General features: G+C 39.5%; 18 protein-coding genes. All 18 read right to left on the bottom strand.

Translation table 11 applies throughout. From position 1 onward, the window contains the following. Nucleotides 1–109: 109 nt before the first annotated feature. Nucleotides 110–991 carry a DNA-processing protein DprA gene (gene dprA, locus ACFX4R_RS17830; protein WP_043976470.1) on the bottom strand — a complete coding sequence of 294 codons (882 nt, stop codon included), beginning with the start codon at nt 989–991 and terminating at the stop codon, nt 110–112. Nucleotides 992–1,054: 63 nt separating this feature from the next. Continuing rightward, nucleotides 1,055–1,957, bottom strand: a complete 903-nt coding sequence (gene sucD, locus ACFX4R_RS17825) for a succinate--CoA ligase subunit alpha (RefSeq protein WP_013058889.1) — start codon at nt 1,955–1,957, stop codon at nt 1,055–1,057. 18 nt (nt 1,958–1,975) lie between these two features. Further along, the gene (gene sucC, locus ACFX4R_RS17820; protein WP_013058890.1) at nt 1,976–3,136 is read right to left on the bottom strand and encodes an ADP-forming succinate--CoA ligase subunit beta; all 1,161 of its coding nucleotides are present in this window, start codon (nt 3,134–3,136) and stop codon (nt 1,976–1,978) included. Between the two features lie 369 nt (nt 3,137–3,505). Next, nucleotides 3,506–4,273 (bottom strand): ribonuclease HII, encoded by a 768-nt coding sequence (locus ACFX4R_RS17815; protein ID WP_043976467.1) that lies wholly within the window; start codon nt 4,271–4,273, stop codon nt 3,506–3,508. Between the two features lie 107 nt (nt 4,274–4,380). Beyond that, complete coding sequence (gene ylqF / locus ACFX4R_RS17810; RefSeq protein ID WP_028410801.1) at nt 4,381–5,247, bottom strand: ribosome biogenesis GTPase YlqF; 867 nt, start codon at nt 5,245–5,247, stop codon at nt 4,381–4,383. A gap of 21 nt (nt 5,248–5,268) precedes the next feature. Further along, a complete protein-coding gene (lepB, locus tag ACFX4R_RS17805) occupies nt 5,269–5,820 on the bottom strand; it encodes a signal peptidase I (RefSeq protein ID WP_013058893.1) in 552 nt (183 codons plus the stop codon). A gap of 180 nt (nt 5,821–6,000) precedes the next feature. Next, nucleotides 6,001–6,345, bottom strand: a complete 345-nt coding sequence (gene rplS / locus ACFX4R_RS17800; protein WP_013084808.1) for a 50S ribosomal protein L19 — start codon at nt 6,343–6,345, stop codon at nt 6,001–6,003. 161 nt (nt 6,346–6,506) lie between these two features. Further along, a complete protein-coding gene (trmD, locus tag ACFX4R_RS17795) occupies nt 6,507–7,247 on the bottom strand; it encodes a tRNA (guanosine(37)-N1)-methyltransferase TrmD (protein WP_097824512.1) in 741 nt (246 codons plus the stop codon). After that, a complete protein-coding gene (gene rimM, locus ACFX4R_RS17790) occupies nt 7,247–7,759 on the bottom strand; it encodes a ribosome maturation factor RimM (protein ID WP_340446960.1) in 513 nt (170 codons plus the stop codon). The genes trmD and rimM overlap by 1 nt, the downstream gene beginning before the upstream one ends. A 12-nt stretch (nt 7,760–7,771) precedes the next feature. Next, nucleotides 7,772–8,155 (bottom strand): YlqD family protein, encoded by a 384-nt coding sequence (locus ACFX4R_RS17785; protein WP_097824513.1) that lies wholly within the window; start codon nt 8,153–8,155, stop codon nt 7,772–7,774. 151 nt (nt 8,156–8,306) lie between these two features. Continuing rightward, a complete protein-coding gene (locus tag ACFX4R_RS17780; RefSeq protein ID WP_013058898.1) occupies nt 8,307–8,537 on the bottom strand; it encodes a KH domain-containing protein in 231 nt (76 codons plus the stop codon). Nucleotides 8,538–8,548: 11 nt separating this feature from the next. Then, nucleotides 8,549–8,821: a 30S ribosomal protein S16 gene (gene rpsP / locus ACFX4R_RS17775; RefSeq protein WP_013058899.1), complete on the bottom strand. Its 273-nt coding sequence runs from the start codon at nt 8,819–8,821 to the stop codon at nt 8,549–8,551. Nucleotides 8,822–8,957: 136 nt separating this feature from the next. Beyond that, nucleotides 8,958–10,301: a signal recognition particle protein gene (gene ffh / locus ACFX4R_RS17770; RefSeq protein ID WP_013058900.1), complete on the bottom strand. Its 1,344-nt coding sequence runs from the start codon at nt 10,299–10,301 to the stop codon at nt 8,958–8,960. 12 nt (nt 10,302–10,313) lie between these two features. Then, on the bottom strand, nt 10,314–10,646 hold the full coding sequence (locus tag ACFX4R_RS17765; RefSeq protein WP_025750337.1) for a putative DNA-binding protein: 333 nt from the start codon (nt 10,644–10,646) through the stop codon (nt 10,314–10,316). 273 nt (nt 10,647–10,919) lie between these two features. Continuing rightward, the gene (gene ftsY / locus ACFX4R_RS17760; RefSeq protein ID WP_013058902.1) at nt 10,920–11,918 is read right to left on the bottom strand and encodes a signal recognition particle-docking protein FtsY; all 999 of its coding nucleotides are present in this window, start codon (nt 11,916–11,918) and stop codon (nt 10,920–10,922) included. Between the two features lie 25 nt (nt 11,919–11,943). Next, nucleotides 11,944–15,504 (bottom strand): chromosome segregation protein SMC, encoded by a 3,561-nt coding sequence (smc, locus tag ACFX4R_RS17755; protein WP_322552407.1) that lies wholly within the window; start codon nt 15,502–15,504, stop codon nt 11,944–11,946. A gap of 77 nt (nt 15,505–15,581) precedes the next feature. Continuing rightward, a complete protein-coding gene (rnc, locus tag ACFX4R_RS17750; RefSeq protein ID WP_013058904.1) occupies nt 15,582–16,328 on the bottom strand; it encodes a ribonuclease III in 747 nt (248 codons plus the stop codon). A 181-nt stretch (nt 16,329–16,509) separates the two neighbouring features. Then, nucleotides 16,510–16,743 (bottom strand): acyl carrier protein, encoded by a 234-nt coding sequence (acpP, locus tag ACFX4R_RS17745; RefSeq protein ID WP_013058905.1) that lies wholly within the window; start codon nt 16,741–16,743, stop codon nt 16,510–16,512. Nucleotides 16,744–16,751: the final 8 nt, after the last annotated feature.

The raw sequence follows: 16,751 nt of genomic DNA, 5'->3' as shown, positions 1-16,751 counted from the left end.
TAAATATTTGGTTCTTGTTTGTCAAATGTCCAAAAGATAAGTCATACGATTTTACTACGTATCTCACTAGTATTTCATACCATGCAAGAATATGACTACTTTGAAACATTCATCTTATATACATCATTTCATCTGTAATATCAGCAGCGCTTTGCACAAGTTTTGCCCCTAATTGGATTAACTTATTCGTTCCACATGATGTTTCTTCAAAAATAGAACCCGGTATGGCAAATACTTCTCTTCCTTGCTGAAGCGCCTGGTCGGCGGTAATAAAAGATCCACTTCTTTCTTTTGCTTGCACCACCAACGTGCCTCCTGTTAATCCGCTAATGATTCTGTTTCTGCGAGGGAAAAACCATTTTGTCGGCTTCATAAACGGGGCATATTCAGAAAGCAGCAAATGATGCTGCGCAATTTCTCTTGCTAAATTTTGGTTTCCTCTTGGGTAAATATTATAAAACCCTCCGCCTAAAACTGCAATCGTTTTAGCTTTTTCAGCGATAGCCAGTTCATGAGCAGCCTGGTCAATCCCTAAGGCCAGTCCACTTACAACGACAAATTCTTCATGCAGCATCGGCTTAACAATATGAGTCAGAGCTGCAGTTCCATACGAAGTGGGGTTCCTTGTTCCTACAACGCTTAAGCTTGCCGTAGCGTGTAGGAGAGAAATCTTTCCTCTTGCAAATAATACCCAAGGCGGATCATAAATATGGCGCAAAAGTTCAGGATATTCATCATCTAGGATGGTGACACATTGAATATTCTCAGCGTCATATTTATCTAGAATATCTCGTATTGGAATAGTTTGCAAATCTTTTTTTATTTGATTAGCACGTTCAATCGAGAGAGTCAATAGTTTTTGAAGCTGTGATGGAGAGTACTCGTAGAGATTTTGTAATGAAGAATTCTGTTGAAGTAGCGTAAAAATTTGTTTCCAATTAACAGATGGACAATGTGCTAAATGAATTAATTTTTCCCGTAAATCAGACATTCTACAATCTCCTTTTTAAATGGACAAAATAGCCCCCAGTCAAAGGAGGCTATATGTCTTCTATTAATGAGTCTTACACTGCTCGTAAATGCCTTGTTCTTTTAACACTTTAATAAGTGTTTCTCCCATAACAGATGGTGTTTCAGCTACTTGGATACCGCACTCATTCATTGTTTTAATTTTTTCAGATGCTGTCCCTTTACCACCTGAAATAATAGCACCAGCATGGCCCATACGTTTTCCTGGAGGTGCTGTTTGACCGCCAATGAAGCCGACCACAGGTTTTGTCATGTTTGCTTTTACCCATTCTGCCGCTTCTTCTTCTGCCGTACCGCCGATTTCACCAATCATAATTACTGCATACGTATCTTCATCTTCATTAAACGCTTTTAATACATCGATAAAGTTCGTGCCGTTCACTGGGTCACCACCGATACCAACAGCTGTTGATTGGCCAATGCCAGCTTCAGAAAGTTGATGAACAGCTTCATATGTTAATGTACCAGAACGTGAAACTACACCTACATGACCTTTTTTGTGAATGTACCCTGGCATAATTCCAATTTTACATTCTTCCGGTGTAATAACCCCTGGGCAGTTAGGTCCCACAAGGCGCGTACGTTTTCCTTCCATATAACGCTTTACTTTTACCATATCTAATACTGGAATACCTTCCGTAATACAAATAACTAAATCTAAATCTGCGTCAACTGCTTCAATAATGGAGTCAGCTGCGAATGCTGGCGGAACATATACAACAGAAGCCGTTGCGCCTGTTTTTTCTTTTGCCTCGGCAACCGTATTAAATACCGGAACACCTTCTACTTCTAAGCCGCCTTTACCTGGTGTTACGCCACCAACAATTTTCGTTCCATATTCTAACATTTGCTGTGTATGAAAAAGGCCAACTCCGCCTGTAATTCCTTGTACAATTACTTTTGTATCTTGATTAATAAATACGCTCATTCCTATCCCCCAGCCTTTCTATTTCACTAGTGAAACGATTTTTTGTGCGCCGTCTGCCATAGATTCAGCAGCTGTGATATTTAAGCCTGATTTTTGTAAAATTTCTTTTCCAAGTTCAACGTTTGTTCCTTCTAAGCGAACAACTAATGGAAGGCTTAATCCAACTTGTTTCGTTGCTTCAACAACACCTGTTGCAATAACATCACATTTCATAATCCCGCCGAAAATATTAACGAAAATACCTTTTACATTTTGGTCAGATAAAATAATTTTGAATGCTTCTGTTACTTTTTCAGCAGTTGCGCCGCCCCCAACATCCAGGAAGTTAGCAGGGTCGCCTCCGTAATGTTTAATAATATCCATCGTTGCCATTGCTAAACCTGCACCGTTTACCATACAACCGATATTACCATCTAGTGAAATGTAGCTTAAGTCGTATTTAGATGCTTCAATTTCTTTAGCATCTTCCTCTTCAAGGTCACGATATTCAAGAATATCTTTTTGACGATACAGCGCATTTGAATCAAAGTTTAACTTCGCATCCAATGCCATAACGTCTCCGTCACCTGTTACAACTAGAGGATTAATCTCTGCAATTGAGCAGTCTTTTTCAACAAATACTGTATATAAACCTGTCATGAACTTAACTGCTTTTCCAACTAGTTCTTTTGGAATATTAATATTAAATGCAAGTCTGCGAGCTTGGAATGCTTGTAAACCAATCGCAGGATCCACATATTCTTTAAAGATTTTTTCAGGCGTTTTTTCCGCCACTTCTTCAATTTCAGTTCCACCTTCTTCAGAACCCATCAATACAACTTGAGACGTTGCACGATCAAGAACTAAACCGATGTAGTATTCTTTCTTAATATCGCATCCCTCTTCAACTAACAAGCGCTTAACTTCTTTTCCTTCAGGGCCTGTTTGGTGTGTTACGAGGGTCTTTCCTAAAATATCTTGTGCATATGTACGAACTTCATCTAAGTTTTTTGCTACTTTGACACCGCCCGCTTTACCGCGTCCACCAGCATGGATTTGTGCTTTCACCACTGATACTTGTGAACCTAATTCCTTTGCTGCTTCAACTGCTTCTTCAACAGTAAAAGCTACTCGACCGTTTGGTACTGCAACCCCATATTTTCTGAGTAGTTCTTTTCCTTGATACTCATGGATATTCATTTCCCATCCTCCTAACATAATCAACCACAAAACTATACTGCACAAAATAGACTGCGCTTTCATTGTATAAAAATAATTGTCTAATTGTCTACTATTCTAGTGAAAAATATTGAAATAATAAGAAAATTGATATTTTTATGGAGATAGTACTTAACCATACCTTATGAGGTCAATGAGACTCTGCGGACGTTAAACGTACGGTTGATCATGTAAATCAACCTTCACAACTGAAGCGAACTGAGAGGAAAATAATTTACGAACTTCACCCTCTGCAATATCTCCACTTAAATAGGCTATATTCTTTTTGAGCCTAAAATCCCGCATGTGAAACATGCGCTAAAAAGCAGAGATATGCTTGGGTATCATGTTCTAGTTTACTTGGTTTTTTATTGGTGCAAAAGATCGGCGGTGTTCTGGCAAAATTCCATATTGTTCGATTGCTTCTAAATGTTGTTTTGTTCCATATCCCATATGTTTTTCGAATCCGTATGCAGGATAGCGTTCACCAAGTTCTTTCATCATTCGATCTCGCGTCACTTTTGCAATAACAGAACTTGCAGCAATGGAAATGCTTGTAGCATCGCCTTTGATGATTGACTGCTGCGAAATAGGCACCGGCAGCTTCATCGCATCAATAAGCAGTTCATCAGGCTGAACAGCTAGAAGTTCAATTGCTTCAGTCATTGCCTTTTTTGTTGCTTCATAAATATTAATAGAATCAATGACCTCTGCGTCTATAATACCTATACCGATAGCGACAGCGCTTTTACAAATTTCTTCATAAAACGCTTCTCGCTTTGCTTCTGATAACTTCTTTGAATCCGTCAAACCAGGGAGAAAAAAATCCGGCGGCAAAATAACAGCAGCAGCTACTACCGGTCCTGCTAACGGTCCTCTTCCTACTTCATCTACTCCGGCAATATAGGTTGCTCCTTGATTGTATAATTCGTTTTCATATGCCATCATTTCATCAAACTGTTTCTTCAAGCGCTCAGCGGCTTCAAATTGCCTTTGTTTTTGAATAATAACCTGCTGCACACCTTTACGCTCATCTTGCGCATATGCCTTAAATAAAGCATCTTCCGGGCTTCTCACTTGCTTTAGTTCTTCTTTTATTTCCTTAATACTCTTTTTCATTAGTTCCACCTTCTTTATATCAACATTTCCATGCGGCACTTTTACATAAAAAACGCCTCATGCTAAAAAGGCAGAGGCGTTTTTTGTTTCAGTTCGCAATGTATTGCTTACAGCTGCTGTTCAGCTTCACTTGGATCATCAAATGTAAAGGTGCCAATTTTATCCGTTCGAATTTCTCGAAGAACAAGCTCAGCCGTTTTATCGTAATCCACCATGCCGCCACCCATTAAACAGCCGCGGCGCGACCCAATTGCATCAAAAAGCTCTACAATGTCTTCAGGGATTTCATTTAAATCATAACGCTGCTTTAATTGTTCTGGGTAATGGCTAGTTAAGAAGCGCAGCGCATAAACAGCAACATCTTGCATATTTAAAATGGTATCTTTAATAGCACCCGTTGTCGCAAGCTTATATCCAACTGTTTCATCTTCAAACTTAGGCCACAAAATACCTGGCGTATCAAGTAGCTCCAGCTCATTTCCTACCTTAATCCACTGCTGTGCTTGCGTCACACCTGGACGATCTCCGGTCTTGGCGATTTTTTTACTGGCAAGGCGATTAATCAGCGTGGATTTACCAACGTTAGGAATCCCTACAATCATCGCTCGAATAGCGCGGGGTTTTTTGACTCCTTTTGCGCGCATACGGTCAAACTTCTCTTGAAGAAGTTCTTTGGAAGACGAAACAATTTGTTTCATTCCTTTACCTGCTTGTGCGTCAATAGCTAAGGCATAAATACCTTGTGCTTTGTAATAATCTAGCCACTGCTGAGTAACGCGCGGATCAGCTTTGTCCACTTTATTCAGCAATACGATTCTCGGCTTGTTCACAATAATCTCATCAATCATTGGATTTCGCGATGATTGCGGAATGCGTGCATCAACCAGTTCGTATACAATATCAATCAATTTTAGCTTTTCAGTTACTTGTCTTCTGGCCTTGGCCATGTGGCCAGGAAACCATTGAATTGTCATATTTTACTCACCTTTTATATTTTACTTTGCAAAACGTGCTTCTTTAATCGGCCAGTATACGGCGCTCGTTTTACCAAGCACCTTGTCCATGCTCACAAAGCCAATCTGACGGCTGTCTTTACTGTAGCGTCGATTGTCTCCCATCACGAACAAATAGCCTTCTGGCACGGTCTTTTTACCCGTTACGTCTTCTAGTTTAAAATCTTCGGTTAAATTACCGTCAATCACTTCTTTTTTATACTGATCTAAATAGGGTTCTTTATAAGCTTTTCCATTTACATATAGCGTATCATTTCGATACTCAATATGATCACCCGGCAGTCCGATAATACGTTTTATGTAATCTTTTTCCGCTGTAGCATGAAAAACAATAATATCAAAGCGATCAGGATCACCAATCTTATAGGAGAACTTATTTACAATCATTCGATTTTGGTCATGCAGCGTAGGCATCATAGAAAGTCCATCTACTACAATCGGTGCAAACAAGAAATAGCGAATTACAACAGCTAACAGTACGGCAATGGCGATTGCTTTTATCCATTCCCACAGTTCATTTTTCTTTCGAGCCATCTTCAGTCCTCCAACTCTTATGTCATACCTTTATTTTAAACGATAATGTTTGAAACGCCTAATAAATAAATAGAATAAAAAAATGATGACTTGTACGTCTATTTTTTACTGTCAGAGAACGAATCGTTCTAAAAAAACATTTGAAAAAAGGAGCTTGTATAAACAAGCTCCCCTTTACTATTATCGAATTTCTTTAATACGCGCAGCTTTACCACGTAATTCACGTAGGTAATAAAGTTTCGCACGGCGTACTTTACCGCGGCGCATTACTTCGATTTTTGCAATTTTTGGCGTATGAAGTGGGAATGTACGCTCTACACCTACACCGTAAGAAATCTTACGTACTGTAAATGTTTCGCTGATACCACCGCCACGACGCTTAATAACAACACCTTCAAATACCTGAACACGTTCACGAGTACCCTCAACGATATTTACGTGTACACGTACAGTATCACCAGGACGGAACGTAGGAAGATCTGTTTTTAATTGTTCTTTTGTAATCTCTTCGATTAATTTTTGCATCGCGTGTTTCAACTCCTTCCAACAGACGCTCATACCAATGCTTTTCAATCATTGCAGCGGAACATCGTTATAGGTGACCAGACATCTGCCCAAGCCACAAAATCTATCTTAGCACACTCTTATACCGTATGCAACAGAGTTTATGCATAAATTTTATGGATTTATGAAAGCTGATTTTCTTCTTTTAATTGAGCTACTAGTTTCTTTTGCTCTTCTGTTAGCTCTATCTTTTCAAGCATATCCGGTCTTCGAAGCAGCGTGCGCTTTAAAGACTCTTTTTGGCGCCACTGTTCAATTTTTTTATGATTTCCTGACATAAGTACTTCAGGAACCGTTAAGCCTCTAAAATCAGCGGGACGCGTATAGTGGGGGTGCTCTAGTAAACCGGTACTGTGTGAGTCCTGTACAGCTGAATGATTATTGCCAAGCACATCGGGAAGCAGGCGAACAACGCTATCGATCACAACCATTGCACCAAGCTCTCCTCCAGTTAATACATAGTCACCAATTGAAATTTCATCAGTTACCAGCTGCTCACGAATTCGTTCATCATATCCTTCGTAATGACCGCAAATAAAAATTAAATGCTCTTCTGCTGCCAGCTCTTCTGCTTTTGCCTGTGTATAGCGTTCGCCCTGCGGACAAAGCAAAACTACCCGGGGCTTCTTGGCTGTTTCAGTCAGCTTTTCTACAGCGTCAAAAATAGGCTGAGGCGTCAATACCATTCCAGCACCTCCGCCGTAAGGATAATCGTCCACATTTTGATGTTTGTTCGTAGAATATTCTCGGAAATTAACTACATTCAGTTCAACCGCATTTTTTTCCTGTGCTTTTTTCAAAATTGATTCACCAAAAACACCGTCAAACATAGAAGGAAATAGCGACAGTACATCAATTTTCATTAGTCCAATAACCCTTCCATTACTGTAATAACAATCTCTTTTTCATCTATATCAATAGATTGTACAACGTCGTCGATGTAAGGAATAAGAACTTCTTTTCCGCCTTTTTTAACAACCCACACATCATTAGCTCCCGGCGTTAAAATTTCTTTGACCGTTCCTACCTCTACTCCGTCTTCTGTTTTTACTGTACAGCCAATAATTTCGTGGAAATAGAATTCACCTTCTTCTAAATCCGTTAGCTGCTCCTCAGGGATTTTTACTTCGCAGTTTTTATACTGCTCAACATCATTTACGTTTTGATAGCCTTCGAATGTAAGCAGATCAAAATTTTTATGCCTGCGGTGGCTTGCTACTGTTACTTCTACCGGCTCGCTTTGCTTTTCTTTGAAGATATAAAGTTTATTTCCTTTTTCATAACGCTCATCAGCAAAATCCGTAGTTGATACAATACGAACTTCTCCTTTTACACCATGGGTATTCACAATTTTTCCAACCTTAAACCATTTCATACTTCTTCACCTCTATCTAATCTCAACAACTTTGCTATCTTTTATAATAATTGTTTTACTTTCTTTTATCTTTTCCCAATCATCGCCGATTTCTACCTCTACCAAGGCATCCAGTTCCGTTTCAACGAGTTCGCTCCCTAAAGGAAGCTTTTCTAATTGCGTCAGCTGAAAGTTCAACACTTCAATTTTTTCAAGGCGAGCGGATTTTTCTTTTTCAAACTGACTATGTAATAAAGAAGAACCTTTATTGGCTTTTTCCATGTGCTTTAACTGAAATTTCAGCTGTTCCATTTCTTTTTCAAGCGCCTGCTTGCGATTTATAAAACGATTTTCAAGATCTTGTTTGCTTGCTTCAGTTAACACTTGTTTCACAACCACTTTTTGAATAATGTTCAAAACGTTCCCTCCGCTCTCAAGATAGTGACCTTGTGCTTTTTACATGCATATTGAAATAGCTGCTTCTTGCTCGCAAAAGACTTACTGTGATCAAAACGTTCATCTTATCATAACATAAAAAAAGGGCGAGGTTATCCCTCTCCCTTTTTGATTACTCTTGAATTTTCACATACACTTTTTTACCTTGCTGTGATGCTGCTGCATTCACAACAGTTCGAATCGCTTTTGCAACGCGGCCTTGTTTGCCGATTACTTTGCCGACATCTTCTTGGTGAACAGTAAGAATGTACGTCACTTGACGTTCATCTTCTTGTTCCTCCACTTTAACATCAGCTGGGTAATCAACAAGCGGCTTTACAATTGTTTCGATTAGTGATGTCATCTCGAGTGAAATTATTTTCCTAATTTAGCATTATGGAATTTTTCCATGATGCCTTCGTTAGAGAAAAGGTTACGAACTGTATCAGATGGTTTAGCACCATTTTGTAACCATTTAAGAGCTAGCTCTTCATCGATTTTAACTTCAGCTGGTTGAACTACAGGATTGTAAGTTCCAACTACTTCGATGTAACGTCCATCACGTGGTGAACGAGAGTCTGCTGCTACGATACGATAGAAAGGAGATTTTTTAGCTCCCATACGTTTTAAACGAATTTTTACTGCCATTTTATAAAGCACCTCCGAATATGTTTCAACAAGATAATATAATATCAAATAGGTAAAATGTTTGTAAAGGTTTTTTTCTTAACACTAGAAAAATATTTTATTTTCTTTGGTTTTTCAGTCCAAATCAAGCGTTTTATCATGAAAAGAATGGAAGTTTCATACCCTTTTTCTTGCCTTTTGACATATTTGTCATTTGTTTCATCATTTTTTTCATGTCTTCAAATTGTTTAAGCAAACGGTTGACTTCTTGTACAGAACGTCCGCTTCCTTTTGCAATACGCTTTCTTCGACTTGCATTAATGATTTCAGGGTTTGTTTTTTCCGCTTTCGTCATAGAACGAATAATTGCTTCTACATGATTAATTTGCTTTTCATCCACCTGCAGGTTTTTGAGCCCCTTTACTTTATTGGCGCCCGGAAGCATACCAATCAGCTCATCAAGCGGTCCCATTTGACGCACCTGAGCAAGTTGATCTAAAAAGTCATCAAATGTAAATGACTGCGTGCGCAGCTTAGCTTCAAGCTCTTTTGCTTTTTCAGCATCTACATTTGCCTGAGCCTTTTCGATAAGCGTCAGCACATCACCCATACCTAAGATACGGGAAGCCATACGCTCTGGATGGAATGCTTCAATAGCATCCATTTTTTCTCCAAGACCGACAAACTTAATTGGTGTATCGGTTACTGCACGAATAGAAAGCGCTGCACCACCGCGCGTATCGCCGTCTAGTTTCGTTAATACAACTCCAGTTAATCCTAATTGCTTATTAAAGCTATCCGCAACGTTTACTGCATCTTGACCCGTCATCGCATCGACAACAAGGAAAATTTCGTCTGGGTTAGAAAGCTCTTTAATCTGTTCTAACTCCTCCATTAAATTTTCATCAACATGCAAACGTCCCGCTGTATCAATTAATACATAATCGTGATGCTCTTCTTTCGCATGAGCAATAGCTTGTTTCGCAATCTCCACAGGACTTACTTGATCACCTAATGAAAAAACAGACATGCTAAGCTGTTTTCCTAGTGTTTCAAGCTGTTTAATAGCTGCCGGACGATAAATATCTGCTGCTACAAGCAATGGATTACGGTTATATTTTTTACGTAATAAATTGGCAAGTTTACCGGTTGTTGTTGTTTTACCTGCACCTTGAAGTCCAACCATCATAATTACAGTTGGAGCTTTTGGAGCTACTGCAATCTTGCTTTGCTCTCCGCCCATAAGTGCAGTTAATTCTTCTTGTACAACCTTAATAACTTGTTGTCCAGGCGTTAAGCTCTTAAGAACGTCTTGACCTACAGCACGTTCGCTTACGCGCTTAACAAAGTCTTTTACTACTTTAAAGTTTACATCGGCTTCTAAAAGGGCAAGTCTAACTTCACGCATCATTTCTTTAACATCAGCTTCGTTAACTTTTCCTTTTCCTTTTAACTTTTGCAGTGTGCTTTGCAAACGGTCGGCTAATCCTTCAAATGCCATATACGCCGCCCCCTAATCTAATTTCTCGAGCGAATCAAGAAGAGAAGAAAGCTTACTGTTCTTGTGTAAGTCGGCTGCAAGTTCGTCTTTCAGTTGTTGAACAATTGATTGACGCTCTTGAAACCGTTGAAATAACAATAGCTTTTCCTCATATTGTTCAAGCATTTGCTCTGTACGTTTTATATTATCATAAACTGCTTGACGACTCACATCAAATTCTTCCGCTATTTCACCGAGGGAATAATCATCCAAGTAATAAAGTGACATATAACTTCTTTGTTTGGGCGTCAACAGCGCCTGATAGAAGTCAAATAAGTAATTCATTCTTGTTGTTTTTTCGAGCATATGCACGCTCTTTTCAACCATCTGACCGCCCCCTTGTTAAGTGAAAAGCCTTTACATGTTATTAGTTTAACTAGGCGAGGTTTGAATGTCAAGTTTTTTCCTTAACACCTCACATTTTCCCACTTAAAAGAGATGGAGATATAACTAAATTACTTCAATTTAAAGAAGAATAAATATGAAACCTGCATCCACCCTGCTAATAAAAAAATCCGAACGATTAATCGTTCGGATCTCCCTTCAACTAAGATACTTATATCCCAGCCTCTTTTTAGATTACGCCTCTTTTTCTGTTTCTTCTTCTACAGCATTGGCAAATAACCCATAGATATATTGCTCCGTGTCAAACGGCTGAAGGTCGTCCACTTTTTCTCCAAGTCCAACGAATTTAACAGGAAGCTTCAGTTCGTTTCGAATGGCAAGAACAATTCCGCCTTTAGCCGTACCATCTAGTTTTGTTAACACAATTCCCGTCACGTTCGTTGCTTCTGAGAATGTTTTAGCCTGACTTAAAGCATTTTGACCCGTCGTCGCATCAAGTACAAGCAGTACCTCATGAGGAGCACCAGGAATTTCTCGTTCAATAACACGCTTTACTTTCTCTAATTCTTTCATTAAATTTACTTTATTTTGAAGGCGCCCTGCTGTATCACATAATAAAACATCTGCTTTTCGAGCCTTAGCTGACTGAACAGCGTCATACATGACAGCGGCAGGGTCAGAGCCTGCAGATTGCTTAATAACATCCACACCAACGCGTTCTCCCCATACTTCTAACTGCTCAATCGCACCGGCACGGAACGTATCTCCTGCTGCCATTACGACTTTTTTGCCTTCTTGTTTGAATTTATGCGCAATTTTTCCAATTGTTGTTGTTTTCCCAACGCCGTTTACCCCTACAAACAAAATCACCGTTAAATCATTTTGCTGCATATTCAGTTCACCAATCTGCTCTTCACCAGATTCATAAATATCAATTAATTTCTCAGAGATGACAGCCTGTACATCTTGAGGATCCTTAATATTACGGCGTTTCACTTCCGATTTTAAGTCATCAATTAAATCCAACACGGTAGCCACACCGACATCAGCACTAATTAAAATTTCTTCTAATTCCTCAAAAAACTCTTCGTCTACTTGACGATAGCGAGACACTAGATCATTCACGCGTTCTGAAAAAGAATTGCGCGTTTTTGATAGTCCATCTTTAAATTTTTGGGTAACAGAATCGGTTTGCATTGTAATTTTTTCTTTTAGTTTCTTAAAAAAGCTCATTCGTACCACCCTTTCATTCTATGAGTTAAACATATTGCTTTGATTCTTCTAAACGAACAGAGACTAATTTCGATACGCCAGATTCTTGCATTGTCACACCGTACAGTACATCAGCTTCTTCCATTGTACCTTTTCGGTGAGTAATAACAATGAACTGTGTTTGATTACTAAATTTGCGTAAATACGTAGCGAAGCGATGAACGTTTGCTTCATCAAGCGCTGCTTCCACCTCATCTAGCACACAAAACGGCACCGGACGTACCTTCAAAATAGAAAACAGGAGAGCAATGGCTGTTAACGAACGCTCGCCGCCTGACAGCAACCCTAGATTCTGCAGTTTTTTCCCAGGAGGCTGGGCAACAATTTCCACACCTGTATTTAATAAATCTTTCGGATCTGTTAATTTTAAATCCGCTTTTCCTCCTCCGAATAGGGAAGAGAACACTGTACCAAATTCATTGCGGATACGAGAGAACGTATCAGAAAAACGTTTCTTCATTTCCTCGTCCATTTCTTCAATCACTTGATACAGCGTATTTTTCGCTTCATCAAGGTCCGCTCGCTGCGTATTTAAAAATTCATAGCGCTCTGAAACGCGTTCGTATTGTTCAATAGAACCTAGGTTTACGGTTCCTAATTCATCAATTGCCAGCTTAATGAGCTTGATTTTTTTCCTTGCTTCTTGAATATCTAATGTTAAAGGATATTTTTCTTTTGCTGCTTCAAAGCTAATTTCGTACTCTTCTGTCAGCTGCTGCAGACGGCTGTCTAGCTCTACGTCAATTCGATTGATTTTGACTTCTTCATCTTTTAAAGCATCCGTAATTTGTTTGTACTGACGCTGCAGCTCTTTTACAATCCTCTCTTCGTCTTCAAGTTTATTCTGGGCTTTCAACCGCTCTGATCTGCAGTCATCCATTAATTGTAACGTTTCTGTCTTTTCTTTTATTCGCTCATGCGCCGCTTCTTCGAGCTGAAGTTCACCCGAGTCGTTGCTCGTGATTTCACTCGTTAAAAGAGAAAGGTCATCTGTAGCTTCAGACAAACGCTGAATGGTTTGATCAAGTTCAAAGCACACTCTTTCATATTTTTCTTGCTGATTTGCGAGGAACTGTTCTTTTTTCGCAAGAAGGACTTTTACTTCTGTAAGCTCATGTTGAACCGTTTCTTTAGACGTTTGCTGTGTATGCTTGCGTGCAGCTAACTCTTCAATGTTTTTCTCTAATACATTTGCCTGCTGCTGATTTCCTTGCAAACTTGTATGGAGCTCATCAATTCGAGCAGACAAGCTCGTCTGATCTTGTCTAAAGCTAGCAATATCATGATCGTACATGGTTAAGCGGTCATTCACTGCTTTTTCTTCGATGTCAATTTGCTTTACTTCTCGGTCAGATTCCTGCTCTTTGTCTTTCAAGCGTTCCACAAATGCCTGCTGTTTATTAATTTCCTGCTGAAGCTCCTCAATCTGTGACTTTTTATCTTTCACATCTTGCTCGAGCACAAGCGTCTTTTGTTCCATCTCTTCTATTTTTGCCGTAATGGCTTCCACTTCACGCTGACGGCCTAACAAAGAGTTAGACTTTTGCTTCATTGAACCGCCTGTCATCGAACCACCGGGGTTGACGACATCTCCTTTAACGGTCACAAAACGATAGCGGTGCTGCACAAGACGGGCAAGTTCATTTGCACCTTTTAAATCATTGACTACAATAACGGTTCCAAGCAAATTTTTAATAACTCGGTCGTAGGTAGCTTCGTACTTAACAAGAGATGAAGCGATTCCTACATACGCTTCATGGCTCTCTAGCATAGAAATAGTTTGAGCGGGAACATAACGGTCTTTTACAGACGTCAGTGGTAAAAACGTAGCTCTCCCGTAACCATTTTGTTTCAAAAAGCCAATTGCCTGGCGTGCACTTTGTTCGTCTTGAACGACAATATGCTGAGCTGCTCCTCCAAGGGCAATTTCAAGCGCTGTTTCATACTCTTTTGGCACATTAATTAGCTCAGCAATCGCGCCTTTGATACCTGCAAGCTTCTCATCACGCGCTTTTAATACTTCTTTTACACCGTGAAAATAACCTTCATAGTCTTCTTGCATCTCTTCCAGCATTTCTTTTCGTGATTTTGTCTGCTGTACGTACTGATAAGCTTGATAAAGAGTAGACTCTTGTTTGCGATAGGCTTGCCTTAATGACTCAAGCTTCTCTCCTTGCTGCTTATACACTTGTACAGCCTGCTGAAGCTCTTGACGAAACTGAGCAAGCCTTTTGATCGCCGCTTCTTTTCGCTGCGTTAATTCACGGCGCTGTTCTACGTATTGCTCGTTGGATTTTGTTAAACGCTGCTCTTTTTCAAACGTTTGCATTTTTTGCTGCTCTAAAAATGAAATTTCATTTCGGGCGGATGTTTGAGCGTTCGCTAATTCAAAATACTCGCTTTTCATCTGTTCAAGTTTTTCTTCTAGATTCTCGCTGTACTGCCTGAACAGCTGTTCCTGCTCAGTAAGCTTCAGACGTATCTCTTGTACTTCTTTTTGAGATTGCTCAAGATCTTTTCCTTCACTGTCTTTTGCTTTACTTAGCTCTTGATGCTTATGAGTATACTCTTTTACTAAACGTTCCAGCTGCTCTTTATTTTGAAAGGCATTTTTCTTACGCTCTTTTAATACTTCTTTTTTGCCTTCTAGCTTTTCTACTTCTTCACTTACATATAGTAGTTTTTTATGTAAAGAGTCTAGTTGTTCATCTATTTGCTGAATGTGTAAACGAAGGGTCTGGATTTCTCCTTCACGCGTGCGAATATTCGTCGCGAGAGATTCTTCAAGCTGCTCGTGCTGAGCCATTTCAGCTTTTAATTTTTCCCATTTCTGATGAAGATCTTCAACTTCAAATACCGTAACAGCCACATCAATGTGCTCTAATTCTTCTTTTTTCTGCAAATAATCTTTTGCAATAGACGATTGAATCTGTAAAGGCTCTAACTGGCCTTCAATTTCATGAAGAATATCTACCACTCGATTTAAATTTTCTTGCGTTTCGAGAAGTCGGAGCTCCGCTTTTCGTTTACGCGTTTTGTATTTTAATACACCTGCAGCTTCTTCAAAAATTTTACGGCGCTCGTCAGATTTACTGCTTAGTACTTCTTCTACTTTTCCTTGACTGATAATCGAAAAAGCTTCTCTTCCAAGTCCTGAATCCATAAATAAATCGACAATATCTTTCAAGCGGCACGGCTGGTTGTTAATAAAAAATTCACTGTCTCCTGAGCGGTACACGCGCCTTGTAATACTAACTTCATGGTAGTCAAGCGGGAGAAACTGGTCATCATTTTCCAACGTCAGCGTTACGTCAGCCACGTTTACCGCACGGCGTGATTCGCTTCCCGCAAAAATAATGTCCTCCATTTTCCCTCCACGAAGCGATTTGGCTGACTGTTCTCCAAGCACCCAGCGTATGGCATCCGTAATGTTGCTTTTTCCGCTTCCATTCGGTCCTACTACCGCCGTTACACCTGGCACAAAATCTATCGATACTTTTTCTGCAAACGATTTGAACCCTGCAATATCTAATCGTTTGAGGAACATAGAAATCCCCCCTCACACTTGTAATCTTTTCATAGCAAATCCCCCTTTATAACGAATACGTTAAGAGGGGGATCATTTTATTTCGTTTGACTCGCTCTAATTTTCGTAATAGCTACTTGAGCTGCTTTTTGCTCTGCTTCTTTTTTCGAACGGCCTACACCAACGCCGAGCTCTTCACCATTTAACGATACGCGAGATAAGAATTCGCGATTATGCGCTGGACCTTTTTCTTGCAAAACTTTGTATTCTAATTGTCCAACTCCATCACGTTGAATCACTTCTTGAAGCTGGCTTTTGAAATCCATCACATGAGAAAAAGCACCTTCATTAATTTTTGGAAAGACAACTTTTTTTAGAATCGTTACTACCGTATCAAGCCCTTGGTCTAAATAAAGAGCTCCGATAAATGCTTCAAACACATCGGCCAGTAAAGCCGGTCTAGATCGGCCGCCTGTCATCTCTTCACCTTTTCCAAGTAACACTAGTTTACCAAAATCCATTTCATTTGCAAAAGTAACAAGCGACGGTTCGCACACAACTGCTGCACGAAGCTTCGTTAACTCACCTTCACTCATCGTTGGATATTTTTTAAATAAAAATTGTGATACGGTTAGCTCTAATACGGCATCTCCTAAAAACTCAAGACGCTCGTTGTCTTCATACGGTCTTCTGCGATGCTCATTCACATAGGATGAATGTGTAAATGCTTGAAAAAGAAGCGCTTCATTTGTAAACTGAATACCAATTTCCTTTTGAAACTCTGCAAAATTTTGCTTGAATTTCACGTTCATCTTTCGATCTCGATTTGAATATTGTTTAGGCATAAAATACCTCCGCTTACCTGCTTCAATTGTTTCGTAGTTTTTCCCTAACATCTCTCATTATAAAACGAGGTATCCTAAAAGATACACTACCTTTTCAAAAAAAAGAGGTCTTTTTTTGAAATTCTTAAAAAGAAGAGAAAGCCCCGCTGTTTAACGGGGCTTTTCATACATATACTACAGATTAAATTTGGCTCTGTATGTAATTAACTGCATCTCCTACAGTTGAAATTTTTTCAGCTTCTTCGTCAGAAATTTCGATATCAAATTCCTCTTCAAGCTCCATTACAAATTCAACTACGTCTAGAGAGTCAGCACCTAAGTCTTCTTTGAAACTAGATTCTAGTTTCACTTCACTTTTGTCTACACCAAGACGATCAACAATGATTGTTGTTACGCGTTCTAGTACCTCTGCCATTGTTCTTC

It is taken from the genome of Priestia sp. YIM B13490 (genome assembly GCF_042787735.1).
Classification (GTDB): domain Bacteria; phylum Bacillota; class Bacilli; order Bacillales; family Bacillaceae_H; genus Priestia; species Priestia megaterium.
This window is presented reverse-complemented; position numbering and strand designations above follow the sequence as displayed.

Bases quoted from the DNA above. Each gene is read 5' to 3' on its own strand.
- dprA (WP_043976470.1), bottom strand. From the start codon at position 991: ATGTCTGATTTACGGGAAAAATTAATTCATTTAGCACATTGTCCATCT.
- sucD (WP_013058889.1), bottom strand. From the start codon at position 1,957: ATGAGCGTATTTATTAATCAAGATACAAAAGTAATTGTACAAGGAATT.
- sucC (WP_013058890.1), bottom strand. From the start codon at position 3,136: ATGAATATCCATGAGTATCAAGGAAAAGAACTACTCAGAAAATATGGG.
- ACFX4R_RS17815 (WP_043976467.1), bottom strand. From the start codon at position 4,273: ATGAAAAAGAGTATTAAGGAAATAAAAGAAGAACTAAAGCAAGTGAGA.
- ylqF (WP_028410801.1), bottom strand. From the start codon at position 5,247: ATGACAATTCAATGGTTTCCTGGCCACATGGCCAAGGCCAGAAGACAA.
- lepB (WP_013058893.1), bottom strand. From the start codon at position 5,820: ATGGCTCGAAAGAAAAATGAACTGTGGGAATGGATAAAAGCAATCGCC.
- rplS (WP_013084808.1), bottom strand. From the start codon at position 6,345: ATGCAAAAATTAATCGAAGAGATTACAAAAGAACAATTAAAAACAGAT.
- trmD (WP_097824512.1), bottom strand. From the start codon at position 7,247: ATGAAAATTGATGTACTGTCGCTATTTCCTTCTATGTTTGACGGTGTT.
- rimM (WP_340446960.1), bottom strand. From the start codon at position 7,759: ATGAAATGGTTTAAGGTTGGAAAAATTGTGAATACCCATGGTGTAAAA.
- ACFX4R_RS17780 (WP_013058898.1), bottom strand. From the start codon at position 8,537: ATGACATCACTAATCGAAACAATTGTAAAGCCGCTTGTTGATTACCCA.
- rpsP (WP_013058899.1), bottom strand. From the start codon at position 8,821: ATGGCAGTAAAAATTCGTTTAAAACGTATGGGAGCTAAAAAATCTCCT.
- ffh (WP_013058900.1), bottom strand. From the start codon at position 10,301: ATGGCATTTGAAGGATTAGCCGACCGTTTGCAAAGCACACTGCAAAAG.
- ACFX4R_RS17765 (WP_025750337.1), bottom strand. From the start codon at position 10,646: ATGCTCGAAAAAACAACAAGAATGAATTACTTATTTGACTTCTATCAG.
- ftsY (WP_013058902.1), bottom strand. From the start codon at position 11,918: ATGAGCTTTTTTAAGAAACTAAAAGAAAAAATTACAATGCAAACCGAT.
- smc (WP_322552407.1), bottom strand. From the start codon at position 15,504: ATGTTCCTCAAACGATTAGATATTGCAGGGTTCAAATCGTTTGCAGAA.
- rnc (WP_013058904.1), bottom strand. From the start codon at position 16,328: ATGCCTAAACAATATTCAAATCGAGATCGAAAGATGAACGTGAAATTC.
- acpP (WP_013058905.1), bottom strand. From the start codon at position 16,743: ATGGCAGAGGTACTAGAACGCGTAACAACAATCATTGTTGATCGTCTT.